The sequence below is a fragment of the Lentilitoribacter sp. EG35 genome (assembly GCF_040784015.1).
Taxonomy (GTDB): Bacteria; Pseudomonadota; Alphaproteobacteria; order Rhizobiales; family Rhizobiaceae; genus Lentilitoribacter.
Genome location: NZ_JBFNGQ010000002.1, coordinates 1 through 21,342, shown reverse-complemented (window position 1 = coordinate 21,342; position 21,342 = coordinate 1). Strand labels below are relative to the sequence as shown.

Sequence of the window (21,342 nt, the reverse complement as noted above, 5' to 3'; positions counted from 1 at the left end):
AAAGGCCAATTCCATGAAAGATTCTATACAATCTGACAAACTTCTAAAACGTGCGGAAAAATTAATTGATGCCGCAAGAAAAGCTGGCGCCGATAAGGCTGATGCTGTTGTTGTTAGAGGGCGTTCTAGCTCGGTCTCCGTTCGAATGGGGAAAGTTGAAAATACGAATGCAGCTGAACGCGATGATTTTAGCTTACGCGTGTTTGTTGGTTCGAAAGTTGCAAGTATAGGCGCAGGCCAAGGTGGCGATGATAATGAACTTGCAACTCGGGCCGTGGCAATGGCCAAAGTATCTCCCGAAGATCCCTATGTAGGATTGGCTGATAAAGATGATTTAGTAAAAGACGTAGAAGACTTAGATCTGGTCGATGACCATCAAGTTTTATCTGAAGAACTAACGGATATCGCGCTTTCGATGGAAGCGGCTGCAATGGGTGTCAAAGGTGTGGCAAACTCTTTGGGATCTGGTGCTTCATCGGGAATGGGCGGCTTGGTACTTGCCACTTCCGAAGGGTTCTCTGGCAGTTACATGGTCACGAACTTTGCAAGATCTGTCAGTGTTTTAGCTGGTGAAGGCACAGCCATGGAACGAGACTATGATTTTGATAGTCGCCTTTTTTATGCGGATCTGGATAGGCCGGAAGATATTGGCCTGTCTGCCGCGGAACGAGCGGTAAAGCGGTTAAATCCGCGAAAAGTACCTACGAGTTCGGACATGACAATCGTGTTTGATCCTCGTGTGTCGCGTGGAATTTTTGGCCATCTCATTAGTGCTATTAACGGTGGCTCTATTGCACGTAAGACAAGTTTTTTAAGAGACCTGATGGATGAACAAGTGATGGCTGGGGCAATCACCATTATAGATGACCCCAAAATTAAACGACGTAGTTCATCGCGGCCATTTGATGGTGAAGGTGTCGATGGTCAAAAAATGACCATGATCGAAAATGGAGTTCTAAGGAATTGGTATTTAAGCACCTCAATTGCAAATGAACTTGGTTTGAAGACCAATGGTCGTGGCGCAAGAAGTGGCACTGGTATCGGAGCTGCGTCAACCAATGTGATCGTCTCTAAAGGCCAGCAAAATGCAAAAGACCTCATTGGGTCTGTCAAAAATGGGCTATATGTAACAGAAGTTATCGGTCAGGGTGTTAACATGGTGACAGGTGAATATAGCCGTGGCGCATCGGGTTTTTGGATTGAAAATGGCGAACTTACTTTCCCGGTATCGGAAATTACGATTGCATCAAATCTGAAAAATATGTTCAAACGCATCGTGCTTGCCGATGATATTGATCCCAAATATTCGATAGCTGCGCCAACCATTGCTATTGAGGGGATGACCATCGCAGGTGACTGATCTATTCAATCCACAAGACCTAATGCTTATTGAAGAGGCTGCTTTTCAAGCTGGTGCAATCGCTTTGAAGCACTTTAGAAAAGACCCGGAAGTTTGGTATAAAGGTCATGGCCGCTCTCCCGTCAGTGAGGCAGATATAGAAATTGATCAATTTCTTAAGTCCACACTGCTTGAGCTGCGCCCTAACTATGGATGGCTTTCAGAGGAGATTGAGGACGACCTTTCAAGACTGAATAAGGATCTGGTTTTCGTGGTGGATCCAATTGATGGAACACGCGCGTTCATTGCAGGTACCGATCAATGGTGTGTTTCCATTGCGATTGTAGCAGGCGGTAGACCGATACATGGCGTGTTATATGCGCCCGTTCAGAACATACTATACAAAGCATCCAGAAATATGGGTTGCTTCATTGATGGCAACTCTATCTCAAAAACCATGGCTGGTGATATAGAACGTTTAAACCATGTAATCGTACCGCATGAAGTTTCCAAAAATGTAGATGTAGAGTTTGATCGTTCTATTACTCGGATTGATGGATCGCGTTCTTTAGCTTTAAGGCTTGCAGGTCTGGCAGAGAGCAAAGCTGATGGGATCTTTGTGCGAAAAAATTCCCGTGATTGGGATATGGCAGCAGCTGATATCATTATTCAAGAAGCGGGTTTTAAATTACAAGACAGTGATCGGAAGGATGTTGTTTATAATACGCCCGATGTCGAGCATGGCCTTTTGTTTGCTACAAGCCCAAGTTATATAGCAGGCATGATAAATGCATTGAAAACTGCTAAATAGATTTACGCCCATTTTTGGGTCGACATTAAGGAACTAGACAAATGGCGAATGAAGAGCAAAAACAACTGTTGCACCTTGTATTTGGTGGCGAACTAGAGTCCCTCGAGGGTATTGAGTTTCGCGATCTTGAGGATTTGGACGTAGTTGGTATCTATCCTAATTATGAGAAAGCACTAGCAGCTTGGAAATCTAAGGCGCAAATGACTGTCGATAATGCGCACATGCGTTATTTTATTGTTCATATGCATAAGTTGCTTGAGCCTGGTCTAGGAGACTAGTATATCTTCGCACTTCTTTGCTTTCCCGATGTGAGAGGAATTTAACTTGGGTAAACCAAGGTTAAGTAAGAGAATATTTCGATCAAAAGCCTTTCAACATATTGTGGGTTATTTGGTGCACAAAACCTTATCCTTTGTGTGTTATTCAAATAAGCTTGATAAAGATCATCAACTGCAACTTGAAGCATCTGAAGCGCATGAGCCGGTGATCTTTGCTATTTGGCACGGTCAGCATTTCCTCATGCCTTATGTTTACCCGCGACATAAACGCAAAAATATGGTTGCTTTGGTATCCAAAAGCAAAGACGCAGAATTCAATGCAATTGTTTTGAACCTTGCCGGGTATGATGTTGTACGTGGTTCTGGTGGGAGAATAAGGGAGGCAACCCTTAAAAAGGGCGGCGTGTCTGCTATACTTGAATTATTAGGTTTTCTAAAAACAGGAAAAAATGTTTGTGTGATTGCCGATATCTCAAAAGGCGAACCACGCGAATCGGGCAAAGGTATCGTCACGCTCGCAAAACTTTCGGGTCGGCCTATTGTGCCTTTGGCAATTGCAACAAGTCGATTTAAGGTGATAGAAGGTAGCTGGGACAAAACCACAATCAATTTACCATTTGGCAAATCCTGTGTCAGAGTTGGAAATCCTGTTTTTGTGCCCGGTGATAGTTCGGGGGAGGAGCTAGATATGTTGCGTAAACAAGTTGATGCAGAATTGAACAACGTTACCCGAGAAGCATATGAGGTTGTTGGTCATAGTATATGAGTAGTTTTTTTGCACGAATGTTATTGCACGGCTATCGTCTCACGGGAGCTGCTGTCTATCCGATGCTTGGACCATACTTATCGGTTAGAGCAGCAAAAGGAAAAGAAGAGCGTGCTCGTCGCAGTGAAAGATATGGCCGTTCAAAGCAAGTGCGACCTGGTGGGCCTCTAATTTGGTTCCATGCGGCAAGTGTTGGCGAAACTGTAGCTATCATACCACTAATTGAAGAGGTCGTTCGTCGGGGGATTGCTGTTGTTGTTACAACCGGAACGGTTACGTCAGCGAACATAGCTAATGAAAGATTGGGTGAGGCGGTTATACATCAATATGTGCCGCTTGATTTAAAGCCCGCTGTCAGCAATTTTCTTAACCATTGGGGCCCTGATCTTGTCATTATTTCGGAGTCTGAAATTTGGCCGATGACTATTTTGGAACTGGGCGCGAGACGTATTCCTCAGATTTTAGTCAATGGTCGGATATCTGATAAGTCTTTTGCAACATGGAGTAGATCACCGAAACTCGCTGATGCACTTTTTGAGAACCTCTCTCATGTGGTCGCGCAAACTGAGCTTGATGCAACTCGTTTTTCTTCACTTGGCGCAAACCCAGTTACAGTTTCGGGCAATTTGAAAGTTGATTCAGATCTTCCGCCCGTGAAGGATGAAGATTTCTCCCTTTATAGTCATAGTTTGGAAAATCGAACATCATGGGCAGCTATTTCGACATTTGACGGTGAGGAAGAGATTGTTGCTGACGCACACAAATTGGTCAGTAAGAATAATCCAGATTCGATTTTGATCATTGTACCCCGCCATGTGGAACGTGCTGATGCTATTGAGAAGATGCTCAATGATAAGGGGTTGAAAGTTGCACGGAAATCAAAAGGCGAACCTGTAACAAAAGACATTGATGTATTACTGGGTGATACCACTGGCGAGATGGGGCTTTATCTGAGGCTTGTATCGATTGTTTTTGTTGGAAAATCCATAAAAGGCGAGGGCGGCCAAAACCCAATTGAACCGGCAATGCTTGAAACAGCTATATTAACAGGCCCAAATGTTCAGAATTTCAGAGAAGCATTCCGTACGCTGTTGCAAAATAACGCTGCACGTATTGTTAAAGACACTGACACACTTGCCCAATGCGTTGAGCATCTTATGTCTAACGAAGACGCGCGGCGGGGAATGATTGATGCAGGACTATCAACCGTTCAGAATATGCGTGGCTCACTTGAAAAAACGATTCAAGATTTAGAACCTTATTTGACGCCGCTCGTAATCGAATCTAGCCTTGAGCGACAAAAACCAATCAAACAGTTAAATGGAATGAAGGATGGCGTCTGAAGCTCCTCCATTTTGGTATGAGAAACCTGGATTGCAGGCGGCATTATTGTCACCGATTTCGTGGATTTATGGAAAAATAGCATCCGGTCGAATGATCAAAGCAACGCGGCGAAACGTTGATGTGCCTGTTATATGTATAGGCAATTTTACTGTCGGAGGCGCAGGCAAAACTCCCACAGCTATTGCATTTGCAAAAGCAGCCTTAATGCGAGGGCTAAAGCCGGGTATCCTAACGCGCGGGTATGGTGGAACAGCGTCGTCACCGACATTAGTTGATCTATCTCATCATAGCGCAAAATATGTCGGTGATGAACCAATCCTATTGGCTGAGGTCGCCCCTACCATGGTTTCACAAGATCGTCACGCCGGCGCTTTGGCACTTATAGAGAACGGTGTTGACATCATTCTTATGGATGATGGTTTTCAAAGCGCGCATCTGTGGTTTGACTATTCTGTTCTTGTTGTCGATTCTGTACGCGGTCTGGGCAATGGTAAAGTTATTCCAGCAGGTCCTGTACGTGCACCTTTGAGAGATCAGATGATCTATGCCCATGCACTATGCGTAATCGGTGAAGGAAATACTGCCGACAGTCTTATTCGTATAGCTGCACGATCGGCAAAACCTGTCTACAATGCTGTATTAAAATCAAAATCAGGTTCAGAATTTGCGGGCAAAAAGTATCTTGCTTTCGCAGGAATTGGTGATCCTCAAAAATTCTTTACATCATTGGGAAAAACTGGTGCCAAACTTGAGATAACAAGGTCATTTTCAGATCATCATTATTATACTGATGATGAAATTGACGAACTTATTGCACTAGCAAAAAAGTCCGATCTTGAACTGGTAACCACCATGAAAGACTTCGTACGTCTCCAATCGGGTCTTGGTAAATCAAAAGAATTTTCAGAAATGTTAAAGGTTCTTGATGTCGAGCTGGTGTTTGATGATCCTGCAACGAGTTCGGTTATTATTGATCGGGCAATCAAGAACTTTAAAAATAAGTGAACGTACTCATCTCACACCAGCTGAGTTTGCTCACGCCATGTTTTGTAATTCAGCCGTATAAGAGGCCTGAACATCAATGTATGCTTCCTGACGCGCAACGCTCCAGTATTTGAGCTCATCTACAGGTATCCTTTCACCCGTAATAGCGCATACTACATAACTACCTTGAATTATGACCTGAAAGTCTGCGTCTAGATATCTGATCTTTGCGATATCTGATTTTTCAAATTGGTTCATGTGATCTCCAAGGCGCTTTTTGCTCTAAATGCATATTAGTCAGCTGATGTAACTTAATAATACTCTACTATAATCAATGCAACTTCTTCCTTATACTCAACGTCTGGAGAATAGTTTCTCAATATCATCGAGAGCCAATTCAATGTAGGTTGGGCGGCCATGGTTGCATTGCCCAGAACCGGGTGTTTGCTCCATTTGTCTCAAGAGCGCGTTCATTTCATCTGCCTGCATCCGGCGGCCAGAACGTACCGAACCATGGCATGCCATAGTGGATGCGACCGCTTCTAACCTTTGTGCAAGACCAGACATATCATCCCATTCGGCAACCTCATCGCTAAGTTGTTTGATAAGGCCACTTGCATCCATCTCACCCAGAATTGCCGGTGTTTCTCGAACTGCGATTGCGCCTGATCCAAAGCGTTCAATATATAGGCCCAATGATTTGAAATCTTCTGATAATTCAATAAGTCGATCACATTCATCTTCACTAAGATCAACAATCTGCGGTATGAGCAAGACTTGGGTTTTAATAGCATCACCATAAAGCGCTTTCTTCATACGCTCATATACAATTCGCTCATGAGCGGCATGTTGATCGATGATAATCATCCCATTTTCTGTTTGTGAAAGAATATAGTTTTCGTGAATTTGCGCACGTGCTGCTCCGAGACGAAAAGTTATCGCTACGTCGTTGTTTTCAACTGTATCCATGCGGGCAGATGGCTGTTGAGCAATGTCAAATTGGCTCTGCTGTGTTTCACCAAAACCATCTTGCAATGGTCGGCTGGGTGATGTTTCATGAGACCAATCAGCGGCTGTATAAGGTGCTGCTGTATAAGCAGCCCTGTTGTCAGATGAAAATGTGTCCGCTCGGAATGTGTTCTTTAAATCTTCGGTTGCAGTTGTTGATGAGCGGTCACCTTCATCACCTAATGCTTGGCGAATGGCGCCAATAATGAGACCTCTGACCAGTTGAGGATCGCGAAAACGCACATCAGATTTAGCCGGATGAACGTTAACATCGACAAGCGCTGGATCCAATTTAATGAACAGAACGGCGACGGGGTAGCGCCCGCGAGGTAAGCGGTCTGAGTAGGCACCCCTCAAAGCAGAAAGAACCAACTTGTCTTGGATAGGTCGACCATTCACATAGGCAAATTGATGAAGTGAATTTCCGCGATTAAATGTTGGTACGCCAACATACCCTGTTAGTTCAATGTGCTCTCGCTCAGCGTCTATCTCAATTGTATTCTGTGAGAAATCTCTCCCTAATATTTGAGCGATGCGTGCAAGGTTGTCATTTCCGGCGGACTTGAATTCTAAGGTCGAACGATCTGGGCCGGATAACACAAAATGAATATTGGGAAATGCAATTGCAATCCGGCGCAAGGTGTCCGAGATCGCTGTATTTTCTGCTCTATCCGTTTTCATGAATTTCAAGCGTGCAGGTGTCGCGAAAAAAAGGTCCCGCACCTCGACAATGGTTCCAAGATTTGCCGCCTTCGGTTTGACGTCGGATATTTGCCCACCAATCACTTCAATTTCGTGACCATTGCTTGCAACTTTTGTCCGACTGACAATTTTCAATTTGGCTACCGAACCAATTGACGGTAATGCTTCTCCGCGAAAGCCTAAAGATTTGATCTCGTCAAGACGTTCGGTGACCTTTGAGGTGCAGTGGCGTTCAATTGCCAGTCTCAGGTCTTGTTCATTCATGCCATGACCGTTATCAATGACGCGCAATAGTGCTTTCCCGCCCGAAGCCGTTGCAATTTCGATACGTGTTGCGCCAGCATCTATCGCATTTTCGACCAACTCTTTTATCACGCTTGCTGGTCGTTCGACAACTTCCCCAGCAGCGATTTGATTGACCATTGTGTCGGATAATCTGCGAATATTCATATCAAATTGTATCTTATGTAAAATTATTGATGTGCAAACTATATCTGATTCTTTAGAAAGCAATCAGAACATATCTGGCTTGAGAATTGTAATATGGATGAAATATCTTTAATAAACAGACTTGAGCAATTGTTTCTAGAGGGTGTTTCTTTTGCAAATCCTTTAAATTGTGTTCCAGCGTGGTTACCAAACATCTTTGCCTTTGTTGGAAATACAGTTGGTATTGGCGGTAGCGAAGATAATTGTGGTGCTTTTGATTTATTCGATACTCTTCATCGTCCCAAAAACTGGTCTTTCGGCTACTAGTATGCTGGAAAACAACGAGTCTTGCAATTTTTTCTAAACTCAAAAACCTATACAGAACTGGCTCAATTCTAACCTATATCAACGATTTACGTCATATCAGTTTACTATCTTATTATCGATTTTAACCCTCTAAATCATGGATTAACGATAGGATAAAATTAACATTTATATTTTAAAAGCTTAGTAGAGTAGTATTCTGGATAATGCTCTGAAACGATTGAGAGTTTTTAAGTTTCATGGATTTGAATGCCCAAAATGCAGATGCCCACAGAGATGAACGATCCCGTTTTACGGATTCGCTCACGGGTTTGGGCAACAGGTGGCGATTAACTGATAAAATCGCAAGACTTGTTGACGAACGAGCACAAGATCCTGCGCCATTCACTGTTGGTATTATGAACATTGATGGTTTTAAGCCGATCAACGACCTCTTTGGTCATGCTGCCGGAGATGAAATTCTCTGTCAAATTGCTCACCGTCTAAAAAATTGTCTACCTGCTGGCGCAACATGTGCACGGCTGGAGGGGGATGAATTTGGCTTCTTGCTTCCATTGGTTTTCGATCAGGATAGTGCAACAAAACTTGGCAAAGTTCTCGCCGAAGTCCTCTCAGCACCTTATGACTTAGGCGAACGAAACGTTCGATTGTCCTCTTCTTTTGGCTTTTCTATTTATCCATTTGCTGGTGAAGATAATAATACGCTTATGGAAAGTGCAGATACTGCACTTTATCGTTCTAAGCGCCGGGGCCGCAATCAGATCACTGTATATTCAGAGGAAATAGCAGAGCAAATTAAACGTGGCACATTGATTGAGCAAGCATTACGCCGTGCCATTAACAGTGATGAAGTCGAGGTTCATTTCCAACCCATTGTAAATTTGAGTACTAAGATGCCGGTTGGTTTTGAAGCTCTCGCACGCTGGACAGACCGTGAGTTGGGGTTTGTGCCGCCAGATATCTTCATTCCTCTAGCCGAAGAACGCGGGTTTATTGATCAACTAACAGAGGTGCTTTTGCGGAAAGCATCAAAAGTTGCTCAAACATGGCCTGAAGGCATGTTCTTATCATTCAATTTATCATCGGCCCAATTAGTTGATCCTACAACGGCATCAAGCATTATCGCAATTTTGGGCAAGGCTGGTATTGATACACGCGCCGTTGAGATGGAAATAACTGAAACAGCGATAATGAGTGATCCCGAAATTGCTAACAAGATTATGAATGAACTGCGCGATGCAAGAATTGGCATCTCGCTTGATGATTTTGGAACTGGTCAATCAAGTCTTGGTAGATTGCGCGACTTTGCTTTTGATAAGGTCAAAATTGATCGTGCATTTGTCAATGAGATTACGACTGATAAACCCACAGAACATATTGTAAAGGCTATTCTAGCCATGTGCCAAGGGCTTGATCTCGCAGCGGTTGCTGAAGGGATTGAGACTGAAGAACAAGCTGAAATGTTAAATGATATGGGCTGCGGATATGGGCAGGGTTATTTCTTTGGTCGGCCAATTAACGCAAAAGATACATGTGCTTATCTCGAGAGTTTAGGGGTTCTTCCGCGCGGAACAACAATAGCATTTCCATACTAAGTTATCTGTGTATTCCATATGCGAGTAGTGTATCATTAACTCTTCCATACTCTTGAATACGTGAAATTTTTTCCTCAAATAAGGACCAGTCATCGCTCTGCGCAATTGAAGCCCAAATTGCCTCAACTTCGTCAATAATTAGCGTTTGCGCTAATCTTCCTCTTTGCATGAGTTCGCTGCACAAAACATCGTTTGCATCGGAAATAAGTTCGCGTTCGCGAATGGCCTCGATAAGCGGCATAAAACTGCTCTGATGATAGAAGTCTTTTTGTGGGCTGGCTTCTAGTCGCTCGGCTTGCGCACCGCAAGTAAGATCAAAAAAGCACTGCTCATAACCAGCTTCGCTATCTCTAAGAGTTTGATAAAATTGCGCAACAATTGGATCTGTATCGCTCAATGTTTGTGCAATGCCAAGACGGGCAAGGGTTTGCCTTTGAAGTTGTGTTTCGAAAGTTTCTGAAAACTTGGAGAGTGCTTGTTTTAGGTCTTCAAGCGCGCAAAGAGGTAAAAGACATTCTGCTAATCGGGCCAAGTTCCAATAAAGTGCATCGGGCTGCCGACCAAATGCATATAATCTGGAATGGTCGAAGTAAGCTGCGGTGAATTCCGGGTCAAGGTGTGGCAGGAAACGCCACGGTCCATAATCAAAACTCTCACCTGTTATCGTAATATTATCGGTATTTAGAACACCATGAACAAAACCGGCGGCAAACCATTCAGCGCCCAGTTTGGCAACCTGTTCGACAACAGAAGAAAAGAAAGCTAGCGGTGGGTTATGATGTTTATTTGCATGTGGAAAATAATGCTCGTTCGAGTAACTTACAAGTTGTTCAATGGCGGCATGATCTTCAAGGAACAGTTGTCGTTGGAATGTGCCAATGCGAATGTGACTATGATTTAGGCGAGTTAATACGCTCGATCGGGTAGGGGATGGTTCATCATTGCGTTCCAGTTTTTCATTAGTTTCTACGAGACTAAAACTCTTGGATGTGTAGACACCAAGCGCTGTGAGCAGTTCCGTTGCCAGCACTTCTCGCACGCCGCCTTTGAGTGTTAGGCGCCCATCTCCTGATCTCGACCAAGGCGTTTGACCGGAACCTTTGGTTCCTAAGTCAAGTAAACGATTCTCATTGTCTTTAACTTGGGCGAATAAAAATCCGCGCCCATCGCCAAGTTCATGATTGTAGTTGCGAAATTGATGGCCATGATAACGGAGCGCTAATGGTCGCGATAGGTTGTGCTCAAGTGGCTCGAACCTGCCAAAGTGCGAAATCCACTCGTCATTAGCAAGCGTATCGAGCCCAATTGTTTCAGCGGCAGTTTGATTTCGATATCTGAGAATCGTATCTGGAAAATTTGCTGGTTTCACTTCGTCATAGAATTTTTCACCCAGTTTAAGATGAAGTGGAGCTGGCTGATAGTTTTGTGGGTGAACTGGCATGATTTGGCAACTTAATTAGGGGCAATATATGAGATATATCATCCAATCTTAATCAGCTCGAGTGGTAAATGGGAAAACCCACTCTCATTAATGCAAAAAGGCACCCAGTAATTGAACGCCTTTATCGTGCTAACGGTTAAATGGTGGTTAGACAAAACGATTTATCAAGTTCTCCAAATATTCTTGTCTACCTGATTTTGGTTCTGGATTGACATCGGCTTGCTCGACATACGATGCAATGTCGTCCAGACTATATTCGCCTTGAAGCATTTTTTGTGCTTCTTCACCATTCCAATTAGAATAGCGTTCAGCGACAATTTGATCGTAAGTGCCATCTTCAATGATCGCTGCCGCGGCCTTTAGGCCGCGAGCGCAGATATCCATGCCTCCAATATGCCCATGCAGTAAATCTTCTGCATCAATTGATTGGCGCCTAAGTTTTGCATCAAAGTTAGTACCACCTGTTTTCAAGCCGCCATCTTTCAGAATGTGATAGTAAGCAAGTGCGACTTCTGGCACATTGTTCGGAAATTGGTCTGTATCCCAGCCAGATTGGTAGTCGTTACGGTTCATATCTATGGAGCCTAAAATACCCAAGCTAGCGGCTGTCGCAATCTCATGTTCAAAAGAATGACCAGCGAGTATTGCATGACCTTGTTCCAGATTTAACTTTACTTCTTTCTCCAATCCATGCCGTTTTAAAAAGCCGTAACAAGTCGCGGCATCATAGTCATATTGGTGCTTGCTTGGCTCTTGTGGCTTTGGTTCAACTAAAATCGAGCCTTTAAACCCGATCTTATGCTTATATTCGACGACCATGTTGAGCATCCGGCCCATTTGCGCATCTTCCTGCGCGAGATTTGTATTCAGCAGAGTTTCATAACCTTCGCGGCCACCCCATAGGACGTAGTTTTCACCACCCAGTTTATGTGTTGCATCCATACATGATTTGATGGTCGCCGCAGAATAGGCAAATACATCCGGATCGGGATTTGTGCTTGCACCAGACATGAAACGTTTATGGGAAAATAGATTTGCGGTACCCCAAAGAAGTCTGATGCCAGTTTCTTCTTGTTTATGAGCAAAGATATCAATGATTTCTTCTAAGTTTCGCCTGCTTTGAGCAAAATTATCTCCCTCTGGGCGGATATCAGCGTCATGGAAGCAATAATATGGTGCGCCCAATATTTGAAACATTTCAAATGCAATATCAGCTTTAATTTTGGATTTGCCCATATTGTCTTGTGGATACCAAGGACGGTTAAATGTTCGTCCTCCAAATGGATCGCCACCTTCCCAGGCAAATGAATGCCAGTATGCTACGGCAAAACGAAGATGATCTTCCATGCGTTTTCCCATGATCACTTCATCAGGATTATAATGGCGGAAGGCTAATGGGTTATCTGAACCTGGTCCTTCATATTTAATCGTGCCGATGTCATTAAAAAATCCAGTACTCATTAGTGCTCCTTTATGCGCTCAATTGTATATCCATTGCGAATTACAAAGATGCCTAAATGCAATTATTCTATTTCAAGATTGATTTCAGAGAATAGATGTTTCATTTAATTTAACCCTTAAAGTATTGCATGGTTCTTTATTAACGTCAATCATTATTGTCTGTGATACAGCTGGCACTATCGCTGAATAAAAAAATATGATCTTTATGAAATATGCGGAAAAGTTAGGATTTGAATTTGAAAACAAACCTGTATCTGTCTGATGATGTGCGAAAGCAAAACCGTCTTCGTGTTCTCTCCCAATTTCGTAAAGTTGGCCAAGTTTCGCGTACTGAACTTGGAAAACAAACTGAACTTAGTCCGGGAACAGTGACAAATGTTACGACCGGACTTTTGTCCGAGAACGTTATTCAAGCAGCTGATAATGATGTAAATTCTACTCAATCTCATGGTCGGCCTCGGGTTCAACTCGGCCTTAATCCTAATTACGGGTGTGTCATTGCCGGGTCGCTCAATTTTAATGGCCTGAAGCTTGATGTCATTGATTATTCGGGGCGCAAGATCGTACGTATTGATGAGCCGATTAAATTTGGGAAATCTGATGCAAAAAACCTTGGTAAAAAGATCTACTCTTTGGTCGAAGGTTTAGCGTTAGCTCGAAAACCCGACATATATGTTATCGGTGTTCAAGGGCTGACCAGTAATGATGGACAAGACATATTATGGTCGCCAATCTTGGACGATGCGGGCAATGGATTTGCATCCATTTTATCTGAACTTAGCAATGCGAAAGTGATCGTGGCCAATGATTGTGCGATGATTGCACAAAGTCTTTCGAAGGCTTCAAATGAGGAACATCCATCCTTCGCAGCAGTTCTGATGTCTTACGGTATTGGCATAGGACTATATATTGATGGCCAACCGTTTCACGGAATTAGATCTTCCGCCTCCGAACTTGGCCATATACCCTATCGACGAGAGGATGGTGCACTTTGTCGTTGCGGAAAGCATGGATGTGTCGAAGCATATGCAAGTGATTATGCAATATGGCGGATGGCAAATGAGAAGGGTAGTAGCTTTCTTCCTGAGTTTGAAATAAAAGCCTCGGACATTTCAGATATAGTGGCAAAAGCCCGATTAGATGACGGACCAGAACGTCGGGCAATCAAACAAGCTGGTCGTGCCTTAGGATATGGACTTGCAACTATGTTTAGTTTTTTCGACCCATTTCCGGTGACCTTCGTTGGTCGCGGAGCACAGGCACTCGACCTTATGGAAGATGATATACGGCACTCTCTTTCAGAGAATTTCAGATTTCAAAAGGATATAAATGTTCCATTTTCACAAGACCTTGATGCCCAACAACATATCGAAAACGGATGTGCAATCGTCGCTTTGGAACTTATGGACCAAAGTGCTGCTTTCGAAGTGATTAAGGTGTAGTTTAAAATTGGCAAATTATCGTTCAGAGAATGATGCGCCAAACGATTTTAAAACAGGTTTGAGCATATATCTCATGAGTGATTTTGAACCGGTTTTAATTTTAGCATCAACAACCATACCTGCATGAAGGAAACGTTTCGTTTGCTTCTCGCCAACGAAATTATCATCCAAACTAATGATTGCTTTATAATATGCATCACCACGTTCGGTCACAAAAGTAGACGGAGATAACACCGTGATTTGTCCGTTGGCAATTCCAAAGATACTGGGATCAAATGTCGAGATGCTGATCTCAGCTGTGTCACCAGGTTTTATGTGACCTATATCATAGGGATCAACCTTAACTTCAGCGACAATCTTTCGTTCTTGAGGAACAATCTTTGCTACAAGTTCTCCGGGGCTGACGACTTCACCTTTCGTTTTCTGTGCAAGTTCCTGCACATATCCGTCTATAGGTGATTTAATAATTAAACGCTCGTTTCGATCAACCTGCTTGGTGAGCTGCGAGCGGGACTGAGAAAGTTCGGATAGAATTTGAGTTTGCTCTTCCAAAAATAATTTTTTATCTTGAGCGATTTTACTTTCCATAACGCGCTCTGCCTCTACCGATTGCAATGTGGCAACATCTCGCTGACTTTTGGCGGCATCAAGGCTTTGTGAGAGGCGTTCTAGATTAGACTTAGAATCCAGATATTCCTGCCGGGATATATGTCCGGCCCTCAACAATTCTTCAAGGCTATTGTTGCGCTCTTGTTCTATTTCAAGTTGACGCTGAAGACTTATGATATCATTTTCAAATGATGAAATTTCAAGCGTTTTTAATGCGACATTGGTTTTAAGGCTTGCAAGCTCTTTCTCGATAAATGTCGCGCGCGCCTCGTGCGCAATGCGTTCTTTCGCGACAAGATCCGGATAATCATCGCCAACCTTACCAAAGTCTAACTCTTGTCGATCAAGAAGGGCCTCAAGTGATTTTAATTTAAGTTCAAGACTTACGCTTTGAATCTCTATTTGATTAAAGTCCGCATTTGTCGATATGGGGTTTAGTTCAAGTATTGTATCCCCAGCTCTAATTTTTTGTCCTTCTTTCATCATCACTTTATCGACGATACCGCCCTCACGATGCTCTATGGAGCTGATCCTGTCAGTGGGAATGATTTCACCATTCGCAACCACCAATTCATCTATTGGAGCGAAGATAGACCAGATGATTGCAGCTAGAACGATCAAACAAATGAAGTTAGCCCGCCGGCCCATGACTGCGATTGATTTATCATCGTCAAGTTCGGCAGGTAGAATAAAATGGTTTCCCGAGACTTGGTCTCTGTTACTCAACGCATCTATTCCTATTTCTACTTAAGATTGCAAAAATGGGCTTGCAAACTTGTTTCCATAAAGCCTCAGGACTGATCATTACGAGTCCACCCCGATACCGTATGTGTTATGTCTTATCGTTATAATGCCATTAACGTTAAAATTCAGCTAAATTTGTCTAACAAATCAACCAGCTTTTGTAGTTTGTGCTGCTTTAAGAATTTGTGGTACAATTTTTTCAGGATCAGCATCTGCAAGCAATTGTCCTTCTTTAAGCAAGAGTACCCGATCTGCCAGATACATATGGCTGGGGCGCTGTGTCGCAAGAATAACTGTGGCAGTCTTTTGAAGTGTCTTTAATGCTTCCATGAAGCTTTTGTCTGCTTGCGGATCGAGATCGCTGCCAGGGTCATCGAACATATAGATCGAGTTGTTGGTAAGGTAAGCTCTGGCAAGAGAAAGTTGGCTGCTGAAACTTTTTGTAAGTTGTCGCTGCAAGGTCGCATTAAGCCGTGTCTCAATACCCTCAGGTAGTTGTTCAACGATCTCCCTTGCACCTGCAAGGTCTAAAGCCCGCTCCAATTCAGCCAATGTTGCAACTGGATTTGCAAACATCAAATTCTGCGCAATCGTGCCATGAAAAAAATCTGCTTCTTGTGAAACATAACCAATTGCACGACGATACTGATAAGAATCGATTTGTCGAAGGTTGAGCCCATCTACGCCGACCACCCCGGTTTGCGGTGTGTAAAGGCCAGCCATTAGTTTTAACAGTACCGTTTTTCCAGAACCAGAATCACCGGTTATGGCAATGAACTCCCGAGGCGCAATATTTATAGAGAAGTTAAAAATACTCGGACTATGGGCACCTTGGTGACGAAAGCCAACTTTATCCATCGTAATCTTACCGGTAAAGTTGCGTAATATATTTGGGCGCTTGCTTTCGACACGTTCCGATTTCAGACGCATTAAATTATTGATTTGTTTAAAGGTTCCTAGCGTTGCATTTATGCGACCAATACCCAAAAATACAGTTTGAATTGGCGATAGAAGACGCCAGATAAGTGTTACAAGCGCAATAAGCGCACCAGCTGAAAGAGTACCCTCAATCACCTTCCCCGCACCCAGGCCAATTGTCAGGATACCCGTAACCATCACAAGCAACTGAGATAAGTTTTGTAACAAGGCTTGAAATTGTTGCGCCTTAAATTGTGCGACTAGTGACTTAGCTGATAATTCGTTCTCTCGTTCCATCCACACATGTTCAGAATTATTATCCATCACTGTTTCGTGCTTCTCAATGGTTTCTACAACAAAGTTCCGATGGTTCTTTTTGTGGTTTCCGGAGATTTTCATAAAACGTGTACCAAGTGGCATCAAGGCAATCGCTGTCACAATATAAAAGCATAATAATGCTAACGATAAGAAGCCTAAATTGCCTCCGATGATGAAGATTGCTGCAAGAAATACAACAATAAATGGGGCATCTAAAATCGCACTGCCCAAATGTCCCATAAAGATATCGCGAATTCCCACGAATTGTTTAAACCTGGAAAGCTGTTCACTTGATCTAGCGCCTTCACTCATCAAAATGGGGAGACTCAGGACTTGTTTAAATGCTGCTAAGGTGACTAATCCCTGAACGCGCGCGCCGAGGTAAGCTATTGTTTGTGAACGAATCTGACGAAGAACTAAGCTTAATGAAATGGCAAGTAACAAACAGCCAATAAATGTGACTAGAGTTGGAAAGGATTTGTTCCCAATCACCTTGTCGTAAACCATCATAATGTAAAATGGTACGCCAAAATCTAACAGGTTTATGGCGAAGGTTAGAGCAAATAGTCGAAGGAACAGGCTCTTAAAGCTCGATAAAAGAGATTGAAACCAACCAAACTTGGAATCATCGCTATTTGCTTCAACAGGATCAAACTTCTCTATAATATAGAGAGTAAGCTGTTCATTGGCTATATCTTTATAAGCAAACTTTTGTTCTTTTCCGTTATAAACGAGCAGCTTTCCATTATCAGCAATATCAATGAGAATTCGTACATCCTCATTGTTCTCTCCGATCATGAGTGCAGGTAATTGGCCCTGCTTCACTTTATGAGATAAGATCTGCTTTTTTTGGGTTTTGTAGTTCAGGCGAACCAGTAGACTGCGCAAATCTTCAACGGTATGGAGTGTATCAAAGTGAGGCATCACCTCCTTTAATTGTCGTGTTGATCCAACCCATTCCAACAGTTTTAGAAGTGGATCAATACAGGCCGCTGCAGCACTTAGATCTTCGTCTTTTTTGTCCTTGCGATCATAAGCATTGTAAATTTTTTGAAGAGAATGCTGAATGACATTGGCACCCTCCAGCAGGGTGTTTGTATTTAATTTTCGTTCAACAGTTTCTTTCTCTTCATTCATGCTGATTTCACCTGATCAGTTTTGACAGCCTGTTGTTTAGCCCATTCGTCAGGAAGAAGATTACCATTCTCAAGTTTGAACCTTTGATCTGAGATTTTTAAGAAAGAAGGGCGACTGCTGAAATACACAGCGGTCATCTTACCTTTAAGTGTCAACAAACCTTCTGTCAGAAGTTTATCCGACCGCATGTCCACTGAACTATTTGCACCATCAAATATGAGCAATGTTGGTTTCCGCATGAGCGTTCTTGCAATTTTAATGCGTTGAAGAAATCCCGGTGAAAGGACCGAAGTCGAGCCAGCACTTAGGACCGTGTCATAGCCATTTGGCAGTTTGAAAACATCATTTTCGAGACCAATGGTACGGGCAGCTTCGCGTGCATTATCGATAAGGTTTCCGCTACCAAACATGGTTATATTATCGATAATGGTGCCTTCAAATATTTCTGATTTTGCTGATACAAATCCAACCTGTTCGCTGATGCCAAATTCGTCCCATTGCTTCGAAGAATAACCATCAAGGAATACACTTCCGCTGGTCGGGTCGTTGTAACCTCTTAATATATTTACAAGTTCTGTCCGCTCTGCTTTTTCTTGACAATGAATACCAATAAATTCACCAGCTTTTACATTGAGTGAAATTGGTAATCGCTTGTTTGAACAGTCACCTTTTGTGAGCGTGATGTTACGTGCACTTAGCGAGCCGGAAATTGACTTGGGATCGTTAGTTTTAGTCGTTGTCGTTTCCTGTTCGCTGCTCTGAAATACATCGCATCTCGATTTTGCAAGTTTAACATTTTGCAGCTCGTGAAACAGGGTTAACGCCTTTGCAAATGGTTGAACCATACGACCAGTTAGTAAGGAGCAGCATGCAAGAGCAGCCATGCTCATATCGCCGTTGATAACGCGAACCGCGCCGAAGGAGACGACGCAGATCATCATCATATTTGAAAACAATGTGCCCTGCGTTTGCAGTTTGTTCGTGCTGATAATTGCATTGTAACTTGAGTAAGTTGATGTTTTTTGTAACATCTCGAACCTACGAAGAAGTTGGCTTTCGACCGCGAGGCTTTTTACCGTTTGGATATTGGCAAAGCTTTCCAGTAAGAATTCATTTTGTCGATTATCCTGTTGCGAACGATTGTCGAGAAATTTTTGCACCTCATTACCTTGTAAGTAACTAAAGATGCCAAATGCGATTATCAGGGCAATGGGGACGAGAACCAAAATTCCGCCAACCATTGCAACCACGCCCAAGAATATGAATGCCATTGGGATATCTATCAGGATGATACGGTTTTGGCTTCCCTGAAAAGAGCTATATTCAGCAATTGCATCAAATCCATCGAGCCATTTTGACATAGCCGTTGCTTTGTCATCTGACTTTGAGAGCATTCGGTTCATCGCCATTTGCTGGGCTCTATGGCCATTTTTAAGTGCGGCCCAACCTAATATATATGACCTTAGCGTGCGTAATAATGTATCGATAACTACTGCGCCTAGAAGGCCAAAAATCAACCAGAATAGTGTTGTAGTAGATTGGTTTGGCAGAATGCGATCATAGACTTGGAAAATCGCTAGTGGCATCGCTAAACCCATAAGATTTGCTACAAAGGATACAATAATAATTTGTTTTGTTAACGGCGTCTGCGCAGTCTTCAAAATCTTGTTATCTTCAATAGAAGGCATGATCCGACCTCCATCCATTCCTGGATGTTTTTTTTGAAAAAAATTTCTCAGGTCGTGGCCTACTTTGTTCATTTCATCATTAGCCAAATCATATTCTGTTGAGAGATTTAAGATTTATATTCAAAATCTTAGCATAGTATTAACCATCCAAAGGTTGCCGGAAGCTTAATTTTCAGCATTCTTTGCTGGATTTCATTAGAGTGATCACTTGTAGAGTCTTTTTGTTAACCTTTTGCTCAATTTAGGGAAACTTGTAGTCACCCAATCAATCTTTTGAAAACCTTTTTGCTTATTATGGCCCCCAACATGCTGCAGGAGCTATTATGAGCAAGACTGAAACAGGCGCTGGAAACACTGGTACTCCGGTAAAAAAGAGTAAAACAGATACCGAAAATCTGGATTTGGGAAACGAAGCACCCATTGATAGAATCGAAGTTGTTTTGCCCGGTGGTGATGAACTACATCAAAAAAATGTCGATCTTGTCACTGAAAATTCAGAAAAAGAAGTTAATTCTGACTTGGAAAACAATGGCTCCAGTTCAAATCAAGCTGCAAGTCATGAAGTTTTTAATCCTGAGGATGTGAACTTTAAGACTGACCTAGCGTCCAGTGAAGATAACAGCAGTTCAGATATAAGTGGGAATGAGAATTCTAGAGCAAGCTCCTCGCAAGTGAATCAAACTCAATTTCAGGAAGCGCCAAAGATTGAAATATCAACCACTGAAATTGAGCAGAACGGTTCAAACCGTGAGGGTGTTCCGGGCGTTGCTTCTCTGAATCAGCAGGAAGCAACTGTAGACGTTGCACCAGTGGATGAGCCAGCCATTGAGAGTGGCGGTGAAGCCGTAGATAACAATTCTGCACCCCAAGATATTTCCGTCTCAGATACAAGCATTGAAGAAAATTCTGCTGCCGGAACCATTGTCGCGACACTTTCAACAACAGATTCTGATGTAGGGGATAGTTTTTCTTATACATTGCTTTCAGATGTGTCGAATAATTTTGAAATTGTGGGCAATGAAATTCGCGTGAAATCTGGTGCCAATTTAGATTACGAAAATGAACTATCGCATGAACTCATAATTCAGGTCACAGATTCTGCAGGAAATACTTATTCAGAATCAGTCGTCATTGATGTCGCCAACATTAATGAATTTTCCACCTCAGCGGTCACCGATAGCAATGGTAGTGCAAACAATATTGATGAGAATGCCTCTGCGGGTTCTGTGGTTGGGATTACGGCTGTTGCCACAGATGGTGATGTGACAGACAATGTCAGCTATTCCCTGTCTGATGATGCAGGCGGATTGTTTACCATTGATGCGAACACGGGTGTTGTGACGACCACAGGGTCTTTGGATGCGGAAAGTGCGAGTTCACATAATATTACCGTTGTTGCGACCTCAGATGATGGATCGACGTCTAATGAGACGTTCACGATTGGTGTGAATGATGTGAACGAGACATCGATCACAGCGATCAGTGACACAGATGGGTCTGGCAATAGTGTTGCTGAAAACGCCTCCACGGGCTCCGTGGTTGGTGTAACGGCGTTTGCCTCTGATGCAGATGCGTCCGATCATGTAAGCTATTCACTCTCGTCTAACCCGGGCGGGTTCTTTGCCATTGATGCGAATACGGGTGTGGTGACTGTGGCCTCTGGCCTTGATTATGAAACAGATACATCTCACACGATTGAAGTAACGGCCACTTCTGATGATGGCACAACCTCAACCCAAAGCTTTACGATTGATGTCAGTGATGTCAATGAAAGTGGTGCCTCAGCGATCACAGATACAAACGCGACAGGCAATAGTGTTGATGAGAATGCAGGTTCTGGTGCAACGGTTGGTGTAACGGCGTTTGCCACAGATGCGGATGCCTCTGATAATATCAGCTATTCCCTGTCAGATAATGCAGGTGGTTTGTTTACCATTGATGCGACGACAGGTGTTGTGACGACGACAGGGTCTTTGGATGCAGAGACGGCTTCAAGCCATAATA

General features: G+C 43.1%; 17 protein-coding genes. 10 read left to right on the top strand and 7 right to left on the bottom strand.

What is annotated here, in order from left to right:
• Positions 1–13: 13 nt before the first annotated feature.
• From AB2J24_RS04005 to lpxK, 6 genes are read left to right on the top strand one after another with little or no spacing between them, the layout of a single operon-like run.
• A complete protein-coding gene (locus tag AB2J24_RS04005; protein WP_367384534.1) occupies positions 14–1,360 on the top strand; it encodes a TldD/PmbA family protein in 1,347 nt (448 codons plus the stop codon).
• Positions 1,353–2,150: a 3'(2'),5'-bisphosphate nucleotidase CysQ gene (locus tag AB2J24_RS04000; RefSeq protein ID WP_162654069.1), complete on the top strand. Its 798-nt coding sequence runs from the start codon at positions 1,353–1,355 to the stop codon at positions 2,148–2,150. Before AB2J24_RS04005 ends, AB2J24_RS04000 begins: the two co-directional genes overlap by 8 nt.
• Positions 2,151–2,191: 41 nt before the next feature.
• The gene (locus AB2J24_RS03995) at positions 2,192–2,428 is read left to right on the top strand and encodes a DUF4170 domain-containing protein (RefSeq protein ID WP_162654068.1); all 237 of its coding nucleotides are present in this window, start codon (positions 2,192–2,194) and stop codon (positions 2,426–2,428) included.
• A 46-nt stretch (positions 2,429–2,474) separates the two neighbouring features.
• The gene (locus AB2J24_RS03990; RefSeq protein WP_367384533.1) at positions 2,475–3,194 is read left to right on the top strand and encodes a lysophospholipid acyltransferase family protein; all 720 of its coding nucleotides are present in this window, start codon (positions 2,475–2,477) and stop codon (positions 3,192–3,194) included.
• Positions 3,191–4,537, top strand: coding sequence for a lipid IV(A) 3-deoxy-D-manno-octulosonic acid transferase (waaA, locus tag AB2J24_RS03985; protein ID WP_367384532.1), 1,347 nt, complete (start codon positions 3,191–3,193; stop codon positions 4,535–4,537). Before AB2J24_RS03990 ends, waaA begins: the two co-directional genes overlap by 4 nt.
• A complete protein-coding gene (gene lpxK / locus AB2J24_RS03980) occupies positions 4,527–5,543 on the top strand; it encodes a tetraacyldisaccharide 4'-kinase (protein WP_367384531.1) in 1,017 nt (338 codons plus the stop codon). Before waaA ends, lpxK begins: the two co-directional genes overlap by 11 nt.
• A 30-nt stretch (positions 5,544–5,573) precedes the next feature.
• Here lpxK and AB2J24_RS03975 read toward each other — a convergent pair whose 3' ends face one another.
• Together AB2J24_RS03975 and mutL are read right to left on the bottom strand one after the other, a co-directional pair.
• Positions 5,574–5,780: a DUF2093 domain-containing protein gene (locus tag AB2J24_RS03975; protein WP_162654064.1), complete on the bottom strand. Its 207-nt coding sequence runs from the start codon at positions 5,778–5,780 to the stop codon at positions 5,574–5,576.
• Between the two features lie 96 nt (positions 5,781–5,876).
• Positions 5,877–7,682, bottom strand: a complete 1,806-nt coding sequence (gene mutL / locus AB2J24_RS03970; RefSeq protein WP_367384530.1) for a DNA mismatch repair endonuclease MutL — start codon at positions 7,680–7,682, stop codon at positions 5,877–5,879.
• Between the two features lie 93 nt (positions 7,683–7,775).
• Between mutL and AB2J24_RS03965 the strand changes: the two genes are divergently transcribed.
• Together AB2J24_RS03965 and AB2J24_RS03960 are read left to right on the top strand one after the other, a co-directional pair.
• Positions 7,776–7,988: a hypothetical protein gene (locus AB2J24_RS03965; RefSeq protein WP_367384529.1), complete on the top strand. Its 213-nt coding sequence runs from the start codon at positions 7,776–7,778 to the stop codon at positions 7,986–7,988.
• 236 nt (positions 7,989–8,224) lie between these two features.
• Positions 8,225–9,580 carry a putative bifunctional diguanylate cyclase/phosphodiesterase gene (locus AB2J24_RS03960; RefSeq protein WP_367384528.1) on the top strand — a complete coding sequence of 452 codons (1,356 nt, stop codon included), beginning with the start codon at positions 8,225–8,227 and terminating at the stop codon, positions 9,578–9,580.
• A gap of 1 nt (position 9,581) precedes the next feature.
• On the opposite strand, the gene AB2J24_RS03955 is transcribed toward AB2J24_RS03960, so the two are convergent.
• Both AB2J24_RS03955 and xylA read right to left on the bottom strand, forming a co-directional pair.
• A complete protein-coding gene (locus AB2J24_RS03955; RefSeq protein WP_367384527.1) occupies positions 9,582–11,021 on the bottom strand; it encodes a protein adenylyltransferase SelO in 1,440 nt (479 codons plus the stop codon).
• Between the two features lie 147 nt (positions 11,022–11,168).
• On the bottom strand, positions 11,169–12,482 hold the full coding sequence (gene xylA / locus AB2J24_RS03950; RefSeq protein WP_367384526.1) for a xylose isomerase: 1,314 nt from the start codon (positions 12,480–12,482) through the stop codon (positions 11,169–11,171).
• Between the two features lie 236 nt (positions 12,483–12,718).
• Between xylA and AB2J24_RS03945 the strand changes: the two genes are divergently transcribed.
• Positions 12,719–13,924, top strand: coding sequence for an ROK family protein (locus tag AB2J24_RS03945; RefSeq protein WP_367384525.1), 1,206 nt, complete (start codon positions 12,719–12,721; stop codon positions 13,922–13,924).
• Between the two features lie 15 nt (positions 13,925–13,939).
• On the opposite strand, the gene AB2J24_RS03940 is transcribed toward AB2J24_RS03945, so the two are convergent.
• The 3 genes from AB2J24_RS03940 to AB2J24_RS03930 form a co-directional block, all read right to left on the bottom strand.
• Positions 13,940–15,259 (bottom strand): HlyD family type I secretion periplasmic adaptor subunit, encoded by a 1,320-nt coding sequence (locus tag AB2J24_RS03940; protein ID WP_162654057.1) that lies wholly within the window; start codon positions 15,257–15,259, stop codon positions 13,940–13,942.
• Positions 15,260–15,424: 165 nt separating this feature from the next.
• Positions 15,425–17,650, bottom strand: a complete 2,226-nt coding sequence (locus AB2J24_RS03935; RefSeq protein WP_367384524.1) for a peptidase domain-containing ABC transporter — start codon at positions 17,648–17,650, stop codon at positions 15,425–15,427.
• Complete coding sequence (locus AB2J24_RS03930; protein WP_162654055.1) at positions 17,647–19,338, bottom strand: ABC transporter transmembrane domain-containing protein; 1,692 nt, start codon at positions 19,336–19,338, stop codon at positions 17,647–17,649. The genes AB2J24_RS03935 and AB2J24_RS03930 overlap by 4 nt, the downstream gene beginning before the upstream one ends.
• 323 nt (positions 19,339–19,661) lie before the next feature.
• Here AB2J24_RS03930 and AB2J24_RS03925 point away from each other — a divergent pair.
• The coding region (locus tag AB2J24_RS03925) for a cadherin repeat domain-containing protein (RefSeq protein WP_367384523.1) at positions 19,662–21,342 on the top strand (1,681 nt) is incomplete at its 3' end.